Consider the following 21,944-nt stretch of genomic DNA (forward strand, 5'->3'; position numbering starts at 1 on the left):
CTTGATTTCCTTTGCGCTCATTGTTTCCTGCCGCCTACGGTCTTCCCCGTTATTCTCAATAAATTTGCTCCCGATGCTGGCTACTAATTTTTCGCCAAAAAAGATCTTCACCTCCAGCACATCTCTGTGGTACAGGGTGATTTCTTTGTCTGTCCCCTTATTGCAGCACCGTTCCAGGCAATGCTCATTCACTTTCCTTTGTCCGCAATAAAGCTACGTTCCATCTACTATGACAAGCCATCTCTTCTTATATCTTGCCTCTTCAAAACACCGTCTCCTGATCATCTGGTAGACCAGGTCCTGCTTGATCTCTTCCAACTCCATAGGATTCAGCCTTTCAAAATATTTCTTCTCTGTTATATGATGGGAAACGTATTCCCTTGGTTTCCCCCATAAACACGGGCAAATTTTTCGAAACCGCCTCGTCGTTAAACTGCTCCGGCATCTCCTGCATACTGTCAATCCCGACGATTCCTTTATAATACAAAGTCCCCAGCATCATCCGATTTGTATACGTGATACAGCTCGGATGCTGAGGATCCTTTGTCTGGGCAAACTTCCAAAACGGTTGACTATAGTATTTATTTTGAATTTTATCCAGTTCTCTAATTGGATTTTCAATAGTTCTCCCAAAGCCCGATTTCGGCGGGGCTTATTCAAGTGCCTCTATTTTCAGTACTGCCATTCTGAATTTCTTGAAAATTTGGAAGATTAGTACTTTGGGAAGATATATTCATTTTTTCATTATAGTTTACGGAAATTCAAGGAATTTTTCTCAGTTATTTTTCTAATCAATCCCATTAAGCTCCCGATACAGATTTTTTGCATACGAATCTGTCATCCCACTTATAAAATCAGTAACCATCAGAAAGCGCAGATACAAATTTTCAGCTTCATCTTCTCCACGGCAGTTCAAATAGTCATTCTTATAATTTTCCGAAATAATATTGATAAATTTCTTCTGACTCTTTGTCAACTTATGATCTTTATCTTCTTCTCCCCAATAAAGGACTGCATAAATAAAATCATCCATCAGCCCTGTTATGATCTTCTGCGCAGAAAGTTCAAGCTTTAATATACCAGGAGAATCAAAGACAAACTCTCCCATAGCACCTTTCAGTATGCTGATCGAATATTTATGGAAGCCTTCCTCAAACATATCCTTATCATATGTACCATTCATTATCGCATCATAATTTTTCGAAAAACTATACGCAACAACATACATCAGCCAGCCTCTCGCATATACCGCCCATTTCTGGAATGCAATAAGCTCTTTTTCTCTGCTCCGTACGGCAATCCCATTTAATCGTTCTTTAAGATTTTCCAAAAGTTCTTTTGTTTTATTCTTTTCTTTACCAGCCGGCAGTTTCTCTATGCATTTTTCGAAATATCCTACGAATTGATCCGCAGTAAACATATTCTTCTTTAAAGCATCTTCCAGATCCGAAGTTGCATAAGCGATGTCATCCGCCGCTTCCAAAAGGAATGTCAAAGGATGGCGGGCATAAGAGCCATCTTCCATCTCCGTGCCGGTATCCGAACATATATTCTGAAACATCTTTTCTTCTGCCTGAAAATAGCCCAGTTTATGTTTTCGTATGTCCTTGCTCTCACTCTCTATATGTTCCGAATCCACCGGATATTTCACAAGCGTATTGATCACAGCATATGAAAGATTGATGTCATAGCCTTCCGGTTCATGCCGGATCTTAGATAATATCCTGAGTGCCTGTGCATTTCCTTCGAAATTGCAAAGATCCTTAAGGCATCTTTCTGACAGGAAATCCCGTATTTTCTTTCCCTTATATTCAAAGCTGTCCTTCCTGCATTCGTTGACAAACCAGTCTCGTATAACGATTTCCCCGAAATGTCCAAATGGAGGATTTCCCAGATCATGCAGCAGCCCGGCACAGGAAAGCACTTCCGGGATAGATGACACGATCTTCATCTTCTTTTTCCGCTCTTCCGGATCCATATCTGCTTTGACATCAAAATCGTCTTTGAGATAACCTTTTGTATTCTGGGTCACCATCGTGCCCAGCTGTTTGGCAAGCGTAGAAACTTCTATTGAATGAGTCAGTCTTGTGCGGACAAAATCGCTTTTATCCAATGGAAATACCTGTGTTTTATCCTGAAGCCTGCGAAATGCAGCACTGGATATTATACTTTTATAATCCTTTTCAAACTCACTTATCGGATAATCCGCCCATTTTCCGGCTCTTTTTCTCTTTCTTCCTGGGGTTTTGATAATAATAGTTTTTCCCATTTCATCATAGCGGGATCCTCCTCCATCTTTTTGAATAATGCGTACATGTATCCATTATGTGTCTGCCATATTCTCAAAGGGCAGAAACGACCTTTCCATCATTTCCGCCCTCATCTGCACTTTAGCCTAATTCAATTGTTCCCCTTCCGTAAGGGTCCTTCCCTCTTCTACCACATTTGTCAGGTGGATGATCTCATCCACTACCATCTCATCCGGATAGATCACATATACCAGATCATTCGGCATAGAATAAGGATAATCCTCACCATCAAAGCCCGTCGCAGCCACAGATTGGATCGTCCACTCCGCACCTGTGCTGAGCTGATACTTCACAAGCGAATTCAGCTGACCCTGTGATATATTTGTCTCGACTCCTTCTCCCACCTGGTCAAGTATGCTTCCTGCTTTCAATAACATCGTCGGGGATAATACTTTCTTCAGCATAGCTGTGATCACCGCCTGCTGGTTCCGTCCCCTCTGGTTATCGCCGTCGACCAGGTTGTGGCGTTCACGGCAGAACGCCAGTGCCTGCTGTCCGTTGAAATGATTGTATCCTTCCGAAACCGCCATTTCATATCCGGATTCCCATCCCGTGTTAAACGCATAATCCGAATACACATCTACTCCGCCGAGAATATCTACGATCTCGATCAATGAAGTAAAGTTCAGCCGCACATAATAATTAATATCTGTCTCATATAATTCCCCGAGCGTTGCCATAGAAGCGTCTATGCCATATGTCCCTGCATGGGTCAGTTTATCATTCATCCCGTCTGAAATACCCGGTATGGGGACAAAATAATCTCTCGGGGTAGTCACAAGAAGGATCTGGTATGTCGTAGGATTCACAACTGCGATAATGTTCACATCGCTCCGTGCCGAATCCCTTCCCTCCTCATCTCTGTCGTCTCCATATACATCAAGACCGCTGATATATACGGTAAACGGCGCCTTTGTGAGGCTGTCGTCTTCCTCTGAGCCTCCGAAGTCAAGCTTTGTCTCTATCTCATGCCTGTACAGGATTTTGATCTGGTCACTATACCCTTCTACTGCCTCGTCCATCAATTCGGTATACGACTGGTTATATATGATCGCCTGTACCTCTCCCGACACCAGAGCCTCGGCCTGTTCCTGGACGGATCCGTATTCTGTCATATTCAGGTCGTTAACGCCAAGCTGATCCTCAATATCCAGAACAGCTGCCTGCATATTATCCGCGCCCTGCTCAAACTGAACGCCATATACATATTCTGATGCCTCTTCCAGCGTCTCCGCCGGATCGTCTGACAATACGGCTACGACCATACTGTCTACTTTAGTCCCTCCGCTTGTTATCATTGCAAACATATCATTCGTCTTCGCAACGTAATATGTCCCCAAAGCGAGCACAGCGACCATCAGCAGACTGTACAGCTTCCCCGGTATCCCTCTCTTTTTCCTTGCGGCCTGCGACACAAATGTGATGCACCACAGGAAAAAGAGGACCATCGCTGCAAGTCCCAGATATTTCAGCGGGAGCATGTCCAGAAGGATGACAACTCCCATAAATGCCAGGCTGACTAACGCCTGGAGTACAAGGCAGAAATTTCCAAACCCATTCTTTTTGGGACGCGCACTGCCTTTTCCCCTTTGTCTGTTCTTTTGTCCGGTCCTTTCGGATGTGCCGTGTCTAGTAGCCATTATCTAAAAATCCTTTTCTTTCTTATCTTTCGCATAAGTGCCTGGCTTTCCGCTGCACCTGCGTGCTCATCACTTATAAAGAGGGGATGGATAGACGCCGCTCTCCACCAGTTTTCTCACCGCATCCACCACAGTCTCCCTGTCCTCTTTGTATGTCACGCCGAACCACTGGTCTTCCGACTTGAGGACTTTTACACTGATCTTTCCCGATGCGAGGAGATCTCCGATGATTGTCGGGAGCAGATACTCTGCCTTCAAGTCTTCCGCAGCGGTATCGTCCAGGAAACGTTCAAACCCGGATCCCAGGATCTCAAAAAACGCCGGGGTCAGCCCCCACATATTCATGGATACCGGAGTTTCTGCATCCAGCAGCTTTACTTTGCCCGCTTCACGGAGCACAGCCTGCCCGCCGTCTTTTTCTATATTATGGGTTTCCACGATACCTGTCAGCATCCCCTGTCCGTCAACCTTACAGAGTCCTCTTGTCACTCCGCCATTGTCACTCAGCGTATTTTTTAATACAAAACTGACCATACAAATCTGTATTTTACCAGTATCCGGTATCGTTGTCAAATAATCATAAGCTTCACGGAAAGCGCTCTTCCCATAATAATCATCCGCATTGATCACCAGGAACGGGGTATCAACCACATCTTTACAGCAGAGGATCGCCTGCCCGGTCCCCCACGGCTTTGTCCTGCCAGAGAACTTTGTCTGATATTTTTCCGGGATATCATCCAGCTCCTGATAGACGTAGTCCACATCTGCCTGCTTCTCTATCCGTTTTCCGATCACTTCCTTAAAGTCTTTCTCCAGGTCCTTTCTGATCACGAAAACGATCTTATCGAACCCTGCTTCCAGAGCGTCATGGACAGAATAATCCATGATGATCTCGCCGCCCGGACCTACTGGCGCGAGCTGCTTGATCCCGCCTCCAAACCGGCTGCCGATGCCGGCCGCCATGATCACAAGTGCTGCTTTTGACATAATCCTCTCCTCCTTTTCTCAGGAACACCTTGTCTCTTTCTGTCTCCGCATGCCCTATGGTCTGATCTCACTCTCCGAGCCCGTCTTCTACAAGCTGTACCATTGTGCCGAGGGCATCTTCTTCATCCGATCCTTCACATATGATCTCTATCTCATCTCCACTCTTAATGCAGGAACCGAGCACGCTGAGCACGCTCTTTGCATTTGCCGTCACGTCTTCATGCCTGGTCTTTTTCAGGACTGTGATCTTGCAGTCAAACTGCATCGCTGTCTTACAGAACAGTCCTGCCGGCCTGAGATGAAGGCCTGTCGGATTCTTGATCCTGACTTTCCCCTTTACCATCCGTATCCTCTCCTTATCATCTTTTCATATAAGCGTCTGATAATATCTCATGCAGCCTTTTTCTATTCTTCTCCGCCCTGGCTGCCCTGATCTCCTTCCGATGCTTTTTCCGCCAGGGTAAGCTGTACCGTCACCTGTCCGTCCTGGCTGATCCCTGCGGGAAGATTCACTTTTACAGGGACGTCATAAGTGCCCGGTCTGTCGTAATCGCTCAGATCTACCGAAACCGCATTGCTGATGTCCAGCGTGTCAAGCAGATCTTCATCCCCTGTAAACCGGAAGGTTATCTCCGCATCCGGTTCATAGCTCACCTGCAGGTTCTCCGCCAGATTGTTGATCCTTATGGAGCTCACCATAAAATCAATGGAGAGCGTACCTTCCTGCTCGATCTTAACAGTAACTTTGACATTTCCCGAATTCTCATCTACCAGCTCTACGCCCTCCGGAAGATAAGGCGTAATATCTACTGACATCTCGATCGGCTCGGAAGCTCCACTGATATCGACCACAGATGCCGGAACATCAATCTCGCTTATCTTGTCGATATCTTCGCTCTTCCCGCATACCTGGACGCTCTCCGGGGTGCTGACACAGCCGCTGTATTTATATCCTTCTGCCGGTGATCCCTCCACATCGAAAACAACCGGGATCCCTTTTACCTTCATCACTTCCACGGAAACCGAAAGTCCTTCTTCTCCCAGATTATTACTCATCTGTGTCTGGTTCAGCTCATTTCCGTTTGCGTCATACAGGACAAGCGATGCGGGAAGGACAGAATCTTCTGAGACGCCTTCTACTTCATCGACCTGCGCCACTGCCCGGTCAACCTGGTCAAGGACTGACTCCGCTCCGGTTATGGTAACCTGGTCAGGTTCCACAGAGGCATCCCCCAAAATATATCCGTCCGCCAGTTTTACTCCCTCTGTATCTACTGTCAGGGACATGACTTTCTTTCCTGATTTTTCTCTCTGGATCGTGAGATTCCTGGGAATGGCTTCTGCGGTAACGGATTCTCCGCTGAATCCGTTTATCGTGACTTCTATGGGCACGAGCCTTCCGGTTGAGTCGATCTGTTTGATATCCGCTGTAGCCACGATGTTATCGCTGGTGAGCTTCTGACGCACTTCACGGGTCGCATAAACCACGACGGTGACTGTCCTGTCCCCCTCTACCTGGTATACTTCCCCGGCAGATGTTATAATATCATCGTTCAGGATCTGCACCGGGATATCCCGGAATGTGCTGCTCCCTACCGGATTGTCAAAATTTACTACTATGAACCAGAGAAATACAGCAAAGATGAATGCAATGACCTTTAATCCCAAATTCGTTGTAAGCTTATATTTCTTCATCTTCTGCGCCATCCTTTCCGTATAGTAAATCTCTTCTGTTCAGACTTCCTATACTGAATCTGGCTCAGCATTTCCCTTAATTCTTCGCGTTTGATCCCGCGGGTGAGCCTGCCGCCCATAGCAGCGGAGACTAACCCTGTCTCCTCAGAGACGACGATCACGAGCGCATCACACACTTCACTCATGCCAAGCGCAGCTCTGTGGCGCGTCCCCAGATCTTTGCTGATCGACATATTATCCGAGAGCGGCAGGTAACAGGTAGCTGATGTGATCCTGTCGCCGCGGATGATCACAGCGCCGTCATGGAGCGGAGTGTTGTGCTCGAAGATATTGATCAGCACCTGGGACGACACTTTACAGTCAAGTTCAATGCCTGTCATCTCATACTCATTGAGCCGGATCGCCTGCTCTACCACGATCAGTGCTCCTGTACACACACTTCCCATCTCATAGCATGCCCGGACGATGCTGTCCGCTGTCTCGTCTGAAAAGCGCTCGTTATCCCTGTTCTTGTCAAACGGGTTAATGCTGTTGAGTATATTCTTCTCTCCCAGTTTCTCCAGCGCGCGCCTCAGCTCCGGCTGGAATACGACCACTGCCGCTATCGCCAGCACATTGATGGACTGTGCCGCAAGGAAGAGGATCGTATGCATCTGAAAGATCCATGCCACAAGGATAAAAACGCCCAGCATGATGATCCCCCGGAGGAGCATCCATGCCTTTGTATTCTTGATCCACAGCATGATCTCGTACACGATCACCGTAATGATCAGGATCTCAATGATATCCATTATCTGGATCTTTGGGAAATACATACCATGTGTATAATTGTCGATGAAATTTCTCATCCAGCCTAACATACTGTGCCACCGCCTCGCTTACTCGGTCTTCTCCTTATCAATGCCTAATTCTTTGCTCAGGCTCCTTGTTAGGAGAATGTCCTCTGTATTTCTGTTGCTGCTTCCTGTATCTTCTGTAATATGCTTTACCTGTTTCTCCGGCGCAGATACTCCGACCTTTGGGATGGCCTTCACATAATAGTAGTATTCATCGTCCTCAAACTGGATATTCTCAGTCCGCGAATAATCCACCGAGAAGAAAAGGAATTCCAGCACTAAGCCCAATATGATGCCAAGCACTGCACTCGCCGCGATGGACACATAAGAAATATGCCCTTCCAGCACTACATTCCCCGCCGCCGCAACAACCAGGCAGACCACAGAACCTGATGCGGAAGCGATCTTCCACGCATTGCTGACAGCGCGGCTGCGGACTACATTCACTACGAGGATCCCGATCACTACTGCCATGATCATAAGCCACATTTCTTTGTTCCCGAGCACCTGCTTTGTAAAGCCGGTAAGGCTTGCCGCAATACCGTCCGCGTCCGCACTCTTTAATGCTGCCGCGGATCCTTTTACAAAATCTACCATATAATAAGATATCACGCCGCACGCCGCCGGCACGATCCAGACCGGAGTCCCCATAAGCCCGAAAGCGACCGGGATCACAAAGGGGATCTTCAGCCCGAACGCCAGGGCCGCGATCAGGACCAGCCATGCCTTTTTCGGTGTGAACCTGAAATAAAAAATATACATCAGGAGGAAAATAACCGCGGATACGAGCGCGATCGGCAGCGACAGCGCATAAAAATGCACCAGTATCAGCACAGTTGCCGCCATTACCATAATGATCATCGGGAGAAAAGTACAGATCACGGACAGCCCGACCGTACAGAACACGGATGATGCCATCTTCATGAACCCAATGTTATAATTGATCAGCCCAAAAAGAAGGAGTCCCAACAGGAACTGGATCCCTTTCAGTATATAGACTGAATATGATGCATAGAGTCTCTGCAGTTTTTCTCTCCAGACTAATAATGTACTCATGATCTGTATATCTCCTTTTTCTTACTCATTTTTTCAAGGCGCGTTATATCCCGTAAATATTTCTTTACCCTCTGCTTGGCGCGGATATGCTTTTTGGAATAAAAATTCCCCGCTCCAATGCCATACAGGATCACAAGCACCAGATAGAGCGCCAGCGCGACTGCCACCAGGAAGATCAGACGCATGATAGTGATCCCTTCCAGGAGAGACTCCCCGAAACAGAGAAAGAGGATCCCGCCGAGCAGGACATACCCTGCTGTGATCCAGATCAGGGTGATCCATGTATTCAGGCTGGCATAGTCTTTCTTATAATAACCAGTGATCTTAAAATCTTCCTCGCCGTACTCTTTTTCATAAACCGCGGCCTTCGTCATCAGGCGTATCTTTCTCTTATCCAGCATAACGCTTTTACACGTCCTTCCTATGTACTTAGCTTCTTCTTAAATTCAGTCCATTATGTTTTAGTATATCATACAGTCAGAGGCCTTGTCCAATGCTTATGGTCAAAAAGTAGACATTTCGGCATCCCGCTTTTTTGAGCATTTTTGCCGCTTTTTCAACCGTTGCGCCCGTTGTATAGATATCGTCTATGAGAAGAGCTTTTCCGCACGCATCCCATCTCCGGGACACTGCGAAAGCCCCCTGGAGATTGGCTGCTCTGCCGTCCGGGCCCAGCTTCTTCTGGGGTACGGTTTTCCTGATACGGAAGAGAACATCCGTCCGGCATGGTATCCCGGTCAGGTCTGAGAGCTCCCTCGCGATCACTTCTGACTGATTGAACCCTCTCTGCCGTTTTCTGGACGCATGAAGCGGGATGGGGATGATCTCATCGATCCCCCAGTCCCGGATCTGGCCCCCGTACTGCCGCGCAAGCTCACCGGCAAAGATCCTTCCCCAGCTCCTCTTATTCTTGTATTTAAAACGGTAGACAGCGCCGGATACGGGATCCGCATGGAGCCACAGCCCTCTTCCCTGGTCAATGGCGGACCTCCGGCGCGCGCAGGTCTGGCAGTACTCCTGCGTCTCATCCCTGAGAGGCTTGCCGCAGTGCATGCACCGTGGCTCGCTGACACAGATGATCTTCTTCCTGCATGCCGCGCAGATCCCTTCTGAGGACAGCTTCCCGCAGAACGGGCATACCGGCGGATAGAGAAGATCCAGGAGCCTGCCTGCCAGGCTGCCCGGCAGTTTTCCCACGCCGCTCTTCTGCCTCTGCCCCTCTATCTGCCCCTCTATATTTAAATACGTTCTCGGAATTCCCGTATCCTCTCCGCCAGGCTCGTATACCTTGCCTGCTCGTTTTTGTTTTGTATCATTTCCTGAAATACTGTATCACTCCCTATGATAGTAAGGCACTTTTTCGCCCTTGTCACCGCTGTATACAGCAGGTTTCGGTTGTAGAGAAGCCTTGGGCCCTGGAGGAGCGGGATGATCACCGCCGGATATTCGCTTCCCTGAGACTTATGCACGGTAATGGCATAGGCAAGCTCCAGCTCTTCCACTGCGTCAAATCCATACTTCACCCTGCGCCCCTCGTCAAACTCTACCTCTATGTTCTCTGTGTACTGGTTTATCTCCCTGATCACACCCATATCTCCGTTGAACACGCCCACGCCTTTGTCCACAGTAAGGCCAAACTTCGTCGTAACCTCCCACTCCAGCTGGTAATTGTTCTTGATCTGCATGACCTTATCCCCTTCCCGGAACAGACGGCCGTTGATCTCCTGCTCCGCTTTCTTCGGATCCTGGGGATTCAGGTAACGCTGAAGGATCGTGTTCAGCCGTTCGACTCCCAGGAGCCCCTTCCGCGTAGGAGTCATGACCTGGATCTCACTGGGCTGGGCGCCCACATACCTGGGCAGCTTCTTCTGGATGAGCATAATAGCCACCCCGATGATCGTATCCGCATCCTGGCGCCGCAGGAAGAAGAAGTCCCGGCTTTTATTGTCGAGGACTACCGGCTCCCCGGCATTGATCTTATGCGCGTTCACCACAATATCGCTCTCCCCTGCCTGGCGGAAGATCCGGGTCAGGGTCACCACAGGGAAGCACTCCGAGGTGATAATGTCTTTCAGCACACTTCCCGGCCCCACCGAGGGAAGCTGGTCCACATCCCCGACCAGCACCAGCCTCGTCCCCGGCACGACTGCCGAGAGCAGGGCGTGCATCAGAGGCAGATCCACCATGGACATCTCGTCAATGATGATCACGTCCGCTTCCAGGGGATTCTGACGGTTCCGCATAAATCCGCCCACACTGTCCGTCTCCTCCGGATTTACATTTACTTCCAGGAGCCGGTGGATAGTCTGCGCCTCATAGCCCGTGGCTTCGGTCATGCGCTTCGCCGCGCGTCCGGTGGGAGCAGCCAGCAGGATGCTCATGCCCTCGCTGTCAAAAAAGCGGATCATCGTATTGATGGTGGTCGTTTTTCCGGTACCGGGGCCTCCGGTCAGGACGAGGAGCCCGTGCTTGATGGATTCGATCACCGCCTTATGCTGCATCGCGTCCAGCTCGATCTGCTCGGTCTCTTCCACCTTCCTCAGTCTCCGCTCCATCATATCTTCCGGCATTTCGCAGTCAATATTCAGGTCATGGAGCATTTTCGCCGTATTCAGCTCCAGATAGTAATAGTGAGCAGGATAGATCCTGATCCCGTCCTCGCCTTCTTTCATCACAGTCTTTTTCTCAATGCACAGGTCCATCACATGTTTGCTGATATCCTGTATCTCCACGCCGAGCAGCTCGCCTGCCCGGCGGACGAGCACTTCCTCCGGGAGATAGATGTGCCCCTCTCCCACAGCCTGCTGCAGCGTATAGAAAAGCCCGCTCTTGATCCGGTAATCAGAATCCGTATGTATCCCGATGCGCGCGGCGATCTCGTCAGCCGTCTTAAATCCCACACCCTCTATATTATCTGCCAGCTGGTAAGGGTTCTCTTCCAGAACTTTGTATACACGCATACCGTAATACTGGTATATCTTCGCGGCAAGTCTGGTGGAGATCCCATATTTCTGGAGATAGATCATCGCCTTGCGCATGTCCTTCTTCTCTTCCACCTGCTCTGCGATCTCTCTTGCCTTGCGCTCGCTGATCCCTTTGACTTCCGCCAGGCGCTCCGGCTCCTCTTCGATGATCCGGAAGGTGTCCTCTTTAAATTTCTTTACGATCCTCCCTGCAAGGGCAGCCCCCACGCCTTTGACCGCACCTGAGCCGAGATATCTCTCGATAGACACCAGGTCCTCAGGTTCTTTCACCACATGGGATGACACTTTGAGCTGTGTGCCGTATACATTGTGGTTCACAAACTCACCTATCAGCTCCAGCATTTCTCCTTCATTGATAAAATTAAAATTCCCGACGCAGGTCACTTCCCCGTCATCGTTTTCCAGATGAAAGACCGTATATCCGTTTTCTTCATTCCGAAACACGATGTGCCCCACATATCCTGTGACTGTCTCCATTGCCTTCCCTTCTTACCTTCTCTTCCTGCCGCATTACATCAGAACAGGGATGCGCTATCCAGCTCTGCTAAATAGCCCACATCCCTGTCGATCACACACTCAACTTTTCCGTCTCTGCTCCTGATCCAGAAGTTCCTGTCCGCTCTCCCGTGCCCGGAGTTTCTGTCTGTTTCTCTGTATCAGAAGTCTTTTCTGCCGCTCATAAACTCCACAAACTGGCCTGTCCCGATCGCCACGACCTTCATCGGATCCTCCGCAGTCATGGTATTGATCCCGGTCTTCTCCTCGATCAGCTCCTCCAGGCCACGGAGCATTGCGCCTCCGCCTGTCAGGACGATCCCCCGGTCCAGGATATCCGCAGACAGTTCCGGCGGCGTCTGCTCGAGGACAGAAATGACCGCCTCCACGATCTGACTGGTCGCTTCCCTCAAAGCTTCCTCTGTCTCAGATGAAGTCACTGTCACCGTCTTCGGCAGCCCGGTCACAAGGTTCCTTCCCCTGACTTCCATCGTCTCCTCCTCCACAAGAGGATATGTTGTCCCGATCTTGATCTTGATATCTTCTGCCGTCCGCTCTCCGATCAGAAGATTATGTTTCTTGCGCATATAGCGGACGATCGCCTCGTCAAAATCGTCTCCCGCCACTTTGATCGAGGTATTCACTACCGTGCCTCCCAGGGAGATCACCGCGATATCCGCGGTCCCGCCGCCGATATCCACGATCATGTTCCCACATGGCTTCGCGATGTCGATCCCTGCTCCGATCGCCGCTGCCACCGGCTCCTCGATCAGATGGACTTCCCTCGCCCCTGCCGCGAATGTGGCCTCTTCCACGGCTTTCTTCTCTACTTCCGTCACGCCGCTCGGCACGCAGATGCTGATACGGGGCTTTTTAAACGTGCGCTTCCCAAGTGCCTTCTGGACAAAATACTTGATCATCTTCTCGGTCACTGTATAATCTGAGATAACCCCCTGCCTGAGCGGCCGGACCGCAACGATATTGCCCGGCGTCCGCCCCAGCATCATCCGGGCTTCCTCGCCGATGGCTTTTATCACATTCGTATCCCGGTCAAAGGCGACCACAGATGGCTCTTTCAGCACTACACCCTTGCCGCGCACATAGACCAGCACGCTTGCGGTTCCCAGATCGATCCCGATATCTACCGACATATTCAATTCTCCCTTCTAAATCTTCATACTCTTTCCCGTGTATCTTTTCTCCCCGGCGGGTTCTCATCTTTTCCCTGTAAAACGGAATCAGACAGCTTCCCTCTCTGCTGTCTGTCCGCATAACCAGTATAATCGACTTTACAGAAAATGGAAAGACCTTTTTCATTTTTTTGCAGCAGTTCATCCATCGGGCTGAGCGCCCGCCAATGAAGAAAACAGCGGCGGAAGCCGCGATCAGCACGTCAGTGCGGTTTTCCGAATGGCGCAGCTGAACTGTTACTGCTTCTTCAGCATAGCATCTATATATTTCCCTGTATAGGATTTTTCATTCCGCGCCACTTCCTCCGGAGTGCCGCAGGCAACTACCGTTCCACCCCGGTCTCCGCCCTCCGGTCCGATGTCGATGATATAGTCCGCAGTCTTGATCACATCCAGATTGTGTTCGATGACGATCACAGTATTCCCGTCACCGGACAGCCTTCTCAAAATCTCTGTCAGCTTGTGTACGTCCGCAAAATGCAGGCCTGTCGTAGGCTCGTCCAGGATATATACCGTCTTTCCGGTGCTCCTCTTGCTCAGCTCGCTGGCCAGCTTGATCCTCTGGGCCTCGCCTCCGGACAGCTCCGTAGACGGCTGCCCCAGCCGGATATAGGAAAGCCCCACATCATTCAGCGTCTCCATCTTCCTGCGGATGCTGGGGACATGGTCAAAGAACTCCAGAGCCTCCTCGACCGTCATGTTCAGCACATCATAAATTGTCTTGCCTTTATATTTGACTTCCAGAGTCTCTCTGTTATATCGTTTTCCCCCGCACACCTCACAGGGTACGTACACATCCGGGAGGAAATGCATCTCAATCTTTAAGATCCCGTCCCCGGCGCAGGCTTCACAGCGCCCGCCTTTGACATTAAAGCTGAACCTGCCCTTCTTATATCCCCTTGCCTTAGCGTCGGGAGTCGCCGCGAACAGATCCCGGATCAGGTCAAACACGCCGGTATAGGTCGCAGGGTTGGACCTTGGCGTCCGTCCGATGGGCGACTGGTCGATGGCAATGACCTTATCCACCTGGTCAAGTCCGAGGATCTTCTTATGCTTTCCCGGGATGGCCCGGGCGTGGTTCAGGTCATGGGCCAGCTTCTTGTACAGGATCTCATTTACAAGGGAGCTCTTCCCGGACCCGGATACACCGGTCACGCAGGTCATCACGCCGAGCGGGAAATCTACGTCTATATTTTTCAGGTTATTTTCCCTTGCCCCGACCACTTTCAGCCAGCCCGTAGGCTTTTTACGCTCCTCCGGCACCGGGATCCTGATCTTGCCTGATAAGTATGCCCCTGTAATGGAGTTTTTATTTTTCATGATCTCTTCCGCATTTCCCACAGCTACGACTTCCCCGCCGTGCTCTCCGGCCCCCGGACCGATATCCACGATGTAATCCGCCGCCAGCATGGTATCCTCGTCATGTTCTACCACGATCAGCGTATTGCCGAGATCCCGGAGATGCTTCAGAGTAGCGAGCAGCTTGTCATTGTCCCGCTGGTGGAGCCCGATGCTGGGCTCGTCCAGGATATAGGCCACTCCGACCAGCCCGGAACCGATCTGGGTCGCAAGCCGGATCCGCTGCGCCTCACCGCCGGAAAGCGTCCCCGTGGCGCGGGCAAGCGTCAGGTAATCCAGCCCCACATCCATCAGAAATTTGATCCTTGCCCTGATTTCTTTTAAGATCTGTCCTCCGATCAGCATCTGCGTCTCGGAAAGTTCCAGCCCGTCCATTAACTGCTGGAGCTTCTCGACAGACAGAGCAGTCACCTCCGCGATATTCTTCCCGCCGACCGTGACCGCAAGGGCTCCCGGTTTCAGCCTCTGTCCTTTGCAGGCGGAGCAGGGGGTGATGTTCATGAACGTCTCATACTCCGCTTTCATTGTCTCCGAGCTGGTCTCCCGGTAACGGCGCTCCACATTTTTGATGATTCCTTCAAAGGCAACGTCATACACGCCCTCTCCCCGCTGCCCTTTATAGAACACCTTCACAGACTTTCCGTTTGTCCCGTGGATGAGGACATCATGGATCTTTTTCGGATATTTCTCAAACGGCGTGTCCAGGTCAAACCCGTATTCCCTGCAGAGCGCGTCCAGGATCGCCCGGGTAAAACTGTTCTTATCCGTACAGGACTGCCATCCCAGCACTGCGATCGCACCCTGATTAATAGAAAGGGACGGGTCCGGGATCATCAGCTCCTCGGAAAACTCCATCTTATATCCAAGTCCGAAACACTCCGGGCAGGCGCCGAAGGGATTGTTGAAGGAAAAACTCCTCGGCTCGATCTCCTCGATGCTGATCCCGCAGTCCGGGCAGGAAAAGCTCTGGCTGAAATTCATCGGTTCCCCGTCGATCACATCCACCACCAGAAGTCCTTCCGCCAGGTGCAGCACATTCTCCACAGAGTCTGTCAGACGTTTCTCAATGCCCGGTTTTACGACCAGGCGGTCCACGATGATCTCGATATTATGTTTGATATTCTTGTCCAGCGCGATATCCTCGGACAGTTCGTACATATTCCCGTCGATGCGCACGCGGACGTACCCGCTGCGCTTCGCCTTTTCCAGCAGCTTCGCGTGGGTTCCCTTGCGCCCCCTCACCACAGGCGCGAGGAGCTGGATCTTCGTCCGCTCCGGCAGAGACATGATCTGATCCACCATCTGGTCCACAGTCTGCTTCACGATCTCCCGCCCGCATTTCGGGCAGTGCGGGATCCCGACCCTGGCATAAAGGAGGCGGAAATAGTCGTAGATTTCTGTCACAGTTCCTACCGTGGAACGGGGATTGTGGTTCGTTGATTTCTGGTCAATGGAGATCGCAGGCGACAGCCCTTCAATGCTCTCTACATCCGGCTTCTCCATCTGCCCCAGGAACTGCCGGGCGTAAGAGGACAGGGACTCCATATACCGCCTCTGCCCCTCCGCATAGATCGTGTCAAACGCAAGGGAGGACTTTCCCGATCCGCTCAGCCCCGTCAGCACGACCAGCTCATCGCGCGGGATATCCACGTCTATATTCTTCAGGTTGTTCTCATTCGCGCCCCGGATCCTGATATACTGCCGGGCATCCATCTTTGTTCCCATGTATCTTCTCTGTTTCCTTCCTAATGTTCTATATCATTGAGCGCTTTTTTCAGCTCTACCAGCTTGTCACGCAGCTCCGCGGCTGCCTCGAAGTTCAGCTCCGCAGCTGCTTTCTTCATCTGCTTGGTCATGTCCGCGATGAGTTTTTCCAGTTCCTTCGCGCTCATGGACTCCGGATCCTTCTCCAGGCGCATCTCCTCTGCCGCCACCTTCTTCGAAATACTGATCAGGTCGCGGACAGATTTTTTGATCGTCTGTGGAGTGATCCCATGCTCTTCATTGTATTTCATCTGGATCTCGCGGCGGCGCTTCGTCTCATCGATCGCCATCTGCATGGACTCTGTGATCGTATCCGCGTACATGATAACATGTCCCTCCGCATTTCTCGCCGCGCGGCCGATAGTCTGGATCAGCGATGTCTCCGAGCGCAGGAAGCCCTCTTTGTCTGCATCCAGGATCGCCACAAGTGTGATCTCCGGAATGTCCAGACCTTCCCTCAGAAGATTGATGCCCACCAGCACATCGAAAACATCCAGCCTCATATCCCGGATGATCTCTGTGCGCTCAAGCGTATCTACATCGGAGTGGAGATATTTCACCCGGATGCCCACCTCGCGCATATAATCGGTCAGGTCCTCTGCCATGCGTTTGGTCAGCGTGGTCACAAGGATCTTATTCTTTTTCGCCACCTCTTTGTTGATCTCGCCGATCAGGTCGTCGATCTGTCCTTCCACCGGGCGCACGGAAACTTCCGGATCGAGCAGCCCCGTCGGGCGGATCACCTGCTCTGCGCGCAGCAGCTCATGATCTTCCTCATATGGACCGGGCGTAGCGGATACAAACAAGACCTGATTTATCTTACTCTCAAATTCTTCAAAATTCAAGGGGCGGTTGTCCTTCGCCGACGGGAGTCGGAAACCGTAATCCACCAGCGTAGTCTTCCGGGACTGGTCCCCATGGTACATCCCTCCGATCTGCGGGATCGTCTTGTGGGACTCATCGATCATCATGATAAAATCATCCGGGAAGTAATCGATCAGCGTGTACGGCGGCTGCCCCGGCGCAAGCCCTGCCAGATGCCGGGAATAGTTCTCGATCCCGGAACAGAATCCCGTCTCTTTGAGCATTTCTATATCAAAGTTCGTCCGCTCCGCGATGCGCTGCGCTTCCAGGAGCTTGTCCTGACGCTTGAATTCCTTCACGCGCTCGTCCAGTTCTTCCTCGATATCATGCACCGCGCGCTTGATATTCTCTTTATCCACCACATAGTGGGACGCCGGGAAGATTGCCACATGCTTTAACTCATCCTTGATCTCGCCGGTCAGGATGTCGATCTCCGTGATCCGGTCCACCTCATCTCCAAAAAACTCGATCCGCACTGCTGTCTCGCTCTCGTATGCGGGGATGATTTCCAGCACATCTCCGCGCACGCGGAATGTTCCGCGGTGGAAATCCATGTCGTTCCGGTCATACTGGATCTCGATCAGCTTCGCCATCACTTCATCCCTGTCCTTGATCATGCCCGGGCGCAGGGAGATCACCATGTTCTGATAGTCCACCGGGTTTCCCAGACCGTAGATACAGGATACACTGGCAACGATGATGACATCGCGGCGTTCGGTCAGCGCCATGGTGGCGGAGAGACGGAGCTTGTCGATCTCATCGTTGATGGAGGAGTCCTTGGCGATGTAGGTATCCGAGGAGGGGACGTAGGCTTCGGGCTGGTAGTAGTCATAGTAGGAGACAAAATACTCCACTGCATTGTTCGGGAAGAATTCCTTAAACTCGCCATAGAGCTGGGCCGCCAGGGTCTTGTTGTGGGCGATGATCAGCGTCGGTTTATTCAGTTGCTGGATGACATTTGCCATAGTAAAAGTCTTTCCGGAACCAGTGACGCCGAGAAGCGTCTGGCACTGGTTGCCTTCCTTGAAGCCTTTGACAAGGTCGGCGATCGCCTGGGGCTGATCGCCGGTGGGGGCGTATTCTGATACTAGTTCAAAGTGATCCATGTAAAATCCACTCCTTAGTTTCCCCATATTTTCAGAGCATAATGGTATACTCGGAAGGGAGTCTTTTAGTATTTTTGATATTTCAATATAATTTAAGTACACAATTCATTATCTAAATACTTTTTCTTTATGACTTATAATCTTCCATTAATGTATATTCCTAGTATCTCCTCGTATTGATCCCTACTTATTTTCGGAAGCAATTGTATATCTACTTTTTCTGTTAACTCATTAATGAATCGTGTGATTCCTCTACTTGAACGTTCTTTTACATCTCGCTTTCTTTCTTTGTCATTATACGGTGATTCCCATGCCTCTAAGATTAACTCTATCGCCTTTTCTATATATTCAATATTTTTATATTCATTTTGACGGCACAATTCACTATAAATTATAGCATTTGTAAATTTTACATGCGCTAATGATATACTTAATTTTTCATTATATGTTTCATTAAGTTTTTTCTCAACCATTTCATGCGATACAATAGCCAATTTGTTTGCTTCTGCTAAATATTTCCTCTTATCATTTATGTTTTTCGTATAATAAAAATAGTTAAGATAACATTTGGCATTTTGGTGTAAAAAATTAAAGTCTTCGGCCAATAAAGTATGTAGTTTTGTATAAATGCATACTATTAAACCTATATTCCCTTTATATCTATCTAAAAAAATATCATTCATTACATCAAAACGAACCAAATCTCTGCAGGTTTCTCTTTGCCTATTTTCATCTCCCTTACTGTATCTTTTTACACACTCGATTATATAATAATATGCTTTTGCCACAAATTCTTCATTACTTATTTCTCGAGCAAATTCCCCCAATTCTCTCCGTAACCAATATTTAGAATTTAAGACATATTTTACATTTGATAAATCACTATTTTCCTTTTCCGCAACTCTTACCTCTATCCGCTCAATCAAAGGATTATATCTTTTAATTGCCTCAATTATTTCAACATCTAATCCGTACTTCTCGACTTCAAGTGAATACATTTTTTCTTTTATAGCAAGCAAAATCAACAAAGCTAATTGCTTTTCATTACTAATCACAATATGATTATTAGAATATCTGGATTTTACATTCAGTACATCTTCTGCATACATAATCTGGTCAACCAATGTCCGCTCTTTTTTGTATGGAGGCAAGTGCAATTTGGGGTATTTACTATTAATCTCATCTATTTCATTTGTTCCTTGATTATTATCAAATTTATTATGCACTTCATATGAAATTATGTCATTATCATCAATAAATCCTTGTCTTAATTTCCACTTTACTACTCCCAAGGTATCACTGTCATTATTATTTAAACAAACAATAAAATTATTGCCATTCATATTTATTGATTTTGCATCTTGCAAAACAATTTCAAATTGTTCTTTTGATAAAGCCCCCACATCAAAAAGCACTACGATATTTGCCTTTTCCATCAATAAACTTAGTGCCCGTTGTGATAATCTAGATCGTCCGTCAAAATAGTATACCGGGCGATCTTTAATTGATTGGAATAATTCCGCCAAGCAGTATGTTTTACCCGAAAGTCGAGCGCCATATATCAAATGTACTTTGTTTTTACTCAAGTTCCTACAAATTACATACGAGATATTTCGTCTGACAAAAAAATAGGGCGATTTCATTTCCCGTAATTTATTATCAAACAAACTTTTTCCCCAAAAGAAAAACTCCCAATTAGAATTGATTTCAGTGGCGGGAATATTTTTTATTGGTATACCTGTATAAAAATCAAGTTCACTATCTTGTACTTGAAGAGATTCTTGCCATGTTTCATATAAATAAGAATACATTTCAGTATATTCGTCGAAACACACAACATCTGTTATTCCATAAGTTTTATATTTTGAAATCATTTTTTGACCTGGTTGTCCTTTAACAAAGATAATTGTCTTACTTAAATTATCTTTATTCCGATAATCAACCGGCAAAGAATCAATACTTTTCAAATCCATCTCATCATCTAAACTACAACCTATAAAAAGTATGTTTTGATTTCGAAAATCATTTCTCAGCATGCCCAATATAGTGGCATTCCTTTCTATGCTTAAAGCATACTCTTTTGAAGAAAAAACTTTATCTGCCACTTTATATGTAACAAGTTCGTTCACATCTCCATGTAGTTTAATTACACATTTTTCCTCATTCAAAAGCTCACTTCTGAACTCCCTGTTTGGCAATATTACTTTTGAATATACACTACTATTTTCTATTGCATCATCAATATTTAAAGAATATATATACGGCCAATCAATATCTAAAAACTGTTTTCTATAATCCTGTCCCATATTTATTCTATAAAAATTCTTTTTCCAAAAATCCACCCTTTTTTCGCCCAAAACAATAGTATCATCCTCATAATAGTCACATATATTTGAAAAACTCTCCAGCTGAAACTCTTCTTTTTCTTCGTCAGTAAACTTATTGCTCTCTACTAACGCCTCAATCATATGTTCCTTATACAATTGTCCTGATGGAACTTGCCCGTTTTTACTCTTTATACCACATGTCAATCCAGCACCTACAATTGGTATAATACTCTTATTCTTAAAAAATGACATTATTTCGTTCTTTATCTCTTCAGGTTTTACAATAGCTATGCTCATAATCTTCTCCTTTACCACTGATAAACTAACCTTTTTATTTTAACTTTTCTAATTTACTAATACTCTCAATAAAATGTTGTTCTACTACGGAGATTCTATTTTCTTCTTTTTTCTTATATTTTTCATATTCACTATGTGCCTTTTCTAATGCTTGTTTATGTGTAACAGTCCCTTTAGTCTTAAGTATATCTCTTCTTGTCATTTTCAAATAATCATCTATGGTTTCCAGCCAGTCTTTCATATACATAGGCTCATGGTTTAGTGCATGTACTTCCGCAATATCCAAATAAGCAGTAACAATTTTATTTAATGCGTCTAATTCATCCTTATTCAAATAATTTTTTGCAACTTCTACATCTGTCCGTTTTATCGATTTTCCCTGCCAGGAAGTTAATCCCATATGTTCCTTCTCAGCATCCGCTCTTTGATATATCACTTCTGCAGCTGTATGCTTATGTGCCGCCCAATGCATCTTGTTCTGTACCTGTTTAAAGAAAAGAATAGAACTTTCAGCTCTTGGATCATAATCAATACTCGTTGCGTAAATCTCCAACACTTTCCGCCAGAAAACCTTTTCTGATGACCGGATATCACGAATACGTTCTAATAATTCGTCAAAATAATTTCCACCACCCAAGCGTTTTAAACGGTCATCATCTAAAGCAAAACCTTTTTTCATATATTCTTTCAAAATATTCGTTGCCCATATTCTAAACTGAGTACCACGCAAAGATTTTACTCTATATCCTACAGATATAATCACATCCAGATTATAGTAATCCACCTGATATGTTTTTCCATCATCTGCAGTATGGGCAAATTTTGCCCATACTGATTCTTTTTTCAATTCTCCCTCTTTAAAAATATTTCGTATATGCTTTCCTATAACACTTCTGTCTCTTTGAAACAATTCTGCCATCTGTTCCATAGAAAGCCATACCGTATCATTTACAAAAGTCGCCTCAATTTTTGTCAAACCATCTTCTGTAGTATACATTAACAAATTCGATTGCTGCATCCATACTCACCTCTTTA

General features: G+C 47.7%; 15 protein-coding genes. All 15 read right to left on the bottom strand.

The window, feature by feature from the left end; all coding sequences use genetic code 11:
- Positions 1–787 precede the first annotated feature (787 nt).
- Complete coding sequence (locus B5G27_RS02640; RefSeq protein ID WP_242958203.1) at positions 788–2,269, bottom strand: deoxyguanosinetriphosphate triphosphohydrolase; 1,482 nt, start codon at positions 2,267–2,269, stop codon at positions 788–790.
- 126 nt (positions 2,270–2,395) lie between these two features.
- A complete protein-coding gene (locus B5G27_RS02645) occupies positions 2,396–3,949 on the bottom strand; it encodes an LCP family protein (RefSeq protein WP_087177420.1) in 1,554 nt (517 codons plus the stop codon).
- Between the two features lie 69 nt (positions 3,950–4,018).
- The gene (locus tag B5G27_RS02650; protein WP_087177421.1) at positions 4,019–4,936 is read right to left on the bottom strand and encodes a nucleotidyltransferase family protein; all 918 of its coding nucleotides are present in this window, start codon (positions 4,934–4,936) and stop codon (positions 4,019–4,021) included.
- A gap of 67 nt (positions 4,937–5,003) precedes the next feature.
- A complete protein-coding gene (locus tag B5G27_RS02655; protein ID WP_087177422.1) occupies positions 5,004–5,279 on the bottom strand; it encodes an HPr family phosphocarrier protein in 276 nt (91 codons plus the stop codon).
- Between the two features lie 62 nt (positions 5,280–5,341).
- Positions 5,342–6,631 (bottom strand): CdaR family protein, encoded by a 1,290-nt coding sequence (locus B5G27_RS02660; RefSeq protein WP_206608966.1) that lies wholly within the window; start codon positions 6,629–6,631, stop codon positions 5,342–5,344.
- Complete coding sequence (gene cdaA / locus B5G27_RS02665) at positions 6,628–7,491, bottom strand: diadenylate cyclase CdaA (RefSeq protein WP_087177424.1); 864 nt, start codon at positions 7,489–7,491, stop codon at positions 6,628–6,630. Before cdaA ends, B5G27_RS02660 begins: the two co-directional genes overlap by 4 nt.
- A gap of 18 nt (positions 7,492–7,509) precedes the next feature.
- Complete coding sequence (locus tag B5G27_RS02670; protein WP_087177425.1) at positions 7,510–8,523, bottom strand: hypothetical protein; 1,014 nt, start codon at positions 8,521–8,523, stop codon at positions 7,510–7,512.
- Entirely contained in the window at positions 8,520–8,924 is a 405-nt protein-coding gene (locus B5G27_RS02675; RefSeq protein ID WP_087177426.1) for a hypothetical protein, read from the bottom strand. Before B5G27_RS02675 ends, B5G27_RS02670 begins: the two co-directional genes overlap by 4 nt.
- Positions 8,925–9,000: 76 nt before the next feature.
- Entirely contained in the window at positions 9,001–9,720 is a 720-nt protein-coding gene (locus B5G27_RS02680; RefSeq protein ID WP_330398953.1) for a ComF family protein, read from the bottom strand.
- Positions 9,721–9,761: 41 nt separating this feature from the next.
- Positions 9,762–11,984 carry an SF1B family DNA helicase RecD2 gene (recD2, locus tag B5G27_RS02685; RefSeq protein ID WP_087177427.1) on the bottom strand — a complete coding sequence of 741 codons (2,223 nt, stop codon included), beginning with the start codon at positions 11,982–11,984 and terminating at the stop codon, positions 9,762–9,764.
- A gap of 179 nt (positions 11,985–12,163) precedes the next feature.
- On the bottom strand, positions 12,164–13,153 hold the full coding sequence (locus B5G27_RS02690; protein ID WP_087177428.1) for a rod shape-determining protein: 990 nt from the start codon (positions 13,151–13,153) through the stop codon (positions 12,164–12,166).
- Positions 13,154–13,429: 276 nt separating this feature from the next.
- Positions 13,430–16,276: an excinuclease ABC subunit UvrA gene (uvrA, locus tag B5G27_RS02695; protein WP_087177429.1), complete on the bottom strand. Its 2,847-nt coding sequence runs from the start codon at positions 16,274–16,276 to the stop codon at positions 13,430–13,432.
- 20 nt (positions 16,277–16,296) lie between these two features.
- Positions 16,297–18,285, bottom strand: coding sequence for an excinuclease ABC subunit UvrB (gene uvrB / locus B5G27_RS02700; protein ID WP_087177430.1), 1,989 nt, complete (start codon positions 18,283–18,285; stop codon positions 16,297–16,299).
- Positions 18,286–18,419: 134 nt separating this feature from the next.
- Positions 18,420–20,909, bottom strand: a complete 2,490-nt coding sequence (locus tag B5G27_RS02705) for an SIR2 family protein (protein WP_087177431.1) — start codon at positions 20,907–20,909, stop codon at positions 18,420–18,422.
- Between the two features lie 34 nt (positions 20,910–20,943).
- A complete protein-coding gene (locus B5G27_RS02710) occupies positions 20,944–21,927 on the bottom strand; it encodes a virulence RhuM family protein (RefSeq protein ID WP_087177432.1) in 984 nt (327 codons plus the stop codon).
- Between the last annotated feature and the right edge of the window lie 17 nt (positions 21,928–21,944).

The sequence above is a fragment of the Lachnoclostridium sp. An76 genome, assembly GCF_002161355.1.
GTDB classification, from domain to species: domain Bacteria; phylum Bacillota; class Clostridia; order Lachnospirales; family Lachnospiraceae; genus Mediterraneibacter; species Mediterraneibacter caccavium.

What these genes read in the sequence shown, in the direction of transcription:
- B5G27_RS02640 (WP_242958203.1), bottom strand. Translation starts at nt 2,269, where the DNA reads ATGGGAAAAACTATTATTATCAAAACCCCAGGAAGAAAGAGAAAAAGA.
- B5G27_RS02645 (WP_087177420.1), bottom strand. Translation starts at nt 3,949, where the DNA reads ATGGCTACTAGACACGGCACATCCGAAAGGACCGGACAAAAGAACAGA.
- B5G27_RS02650 (WP_087177421.1), bottom strand. Translation starts at nt 4,936, where the DNA reads ATGTCAAAAGCAGCACTTGTGATCATGGCGGCCGGCATCGGCAGCCGG.
- B5G27_RS02655 (WP_087177422.1), bottom strand. Translation starts at nt 5,279, where the DNA reads ATGGTAAAGGGGAAAGTCAGGATCAAGAATCCGACAGGCCTTCATCTC.
- B5G27_RS02660 (WP_206608966.1), bottom strand. Translation starts at nt 6,631, where the DNA reads ATGAAGAAATATAAGCTTACAACGAATTTGGGATTAAAGGTCATTGCA.
- cdaA (WP_087177424.1), bottom strand. Translation starts at nt 7,491, where the DNA reads ATGTTAGGCTGGATGAGAAATTTCATCGACAATTATACACATGGTATG.
- B5G27_RS02670 (WP_087177425.1), bottom strand. Translation starts at nt 8,523, where the DNA reads ATGAGTACATTATTAGTCTGGAGAGAAAAACTGCAGAGACTCTATGCA.
- B5G27_RS02675 (WP_087177426.1), bottom strand. Translation starts at nt 8,924, where the DNA reads ATGCTGGATAAGAGAAAGATACGCCTGATGACGAAGGCCGCGGTTTAT.
- recD2 (WP_087177427.1), bottom strand. Translation starts at nt 11,984, where the DNA reads ATGGAGACAGTCACAGGATATGTGGGGCACATCGTGTTTCGGAATGAA.
- B5G27_RS02690 (WP_087177428.1), bottom strand. Translation starts at nt 13,153, where the DNA reads ATGTCGGTAGATATCGGGATCGATCTGGGAACCGCAAGCGTGCTGGTC.
- uvrA (WP_087177429.1), bottom strand. Translation starts at nt 16,276, where the DNA reads ATGGGAACAAAGATGGATGCCCGGCAGTATATCAGGATCCGGGGCGCG.
- uvrB (WP_087177430.1), bottom strand. Translation starts at nt 18,285, where the DNA reads ATGGATCACTTTGAACTAGTATCAGAATACGCCCCCACCGGCGATCAG.
- B5G27_RS02705 (WP_087177431.1), bottom strand. Translation starts at nt 20,909, where the DNA reads ATGAGCATAGCTATTGTAAAACCTGAAGAGATAAAGAACGAAATAATG.
- B5G27_RS02710 (WP_087177432.1), bottom strand. Translation starts at nt 21,927, where the DNA reads ATGCAGCAATCGAATTTGTTAATGTATACTACAGAAGATGGTTTGACA.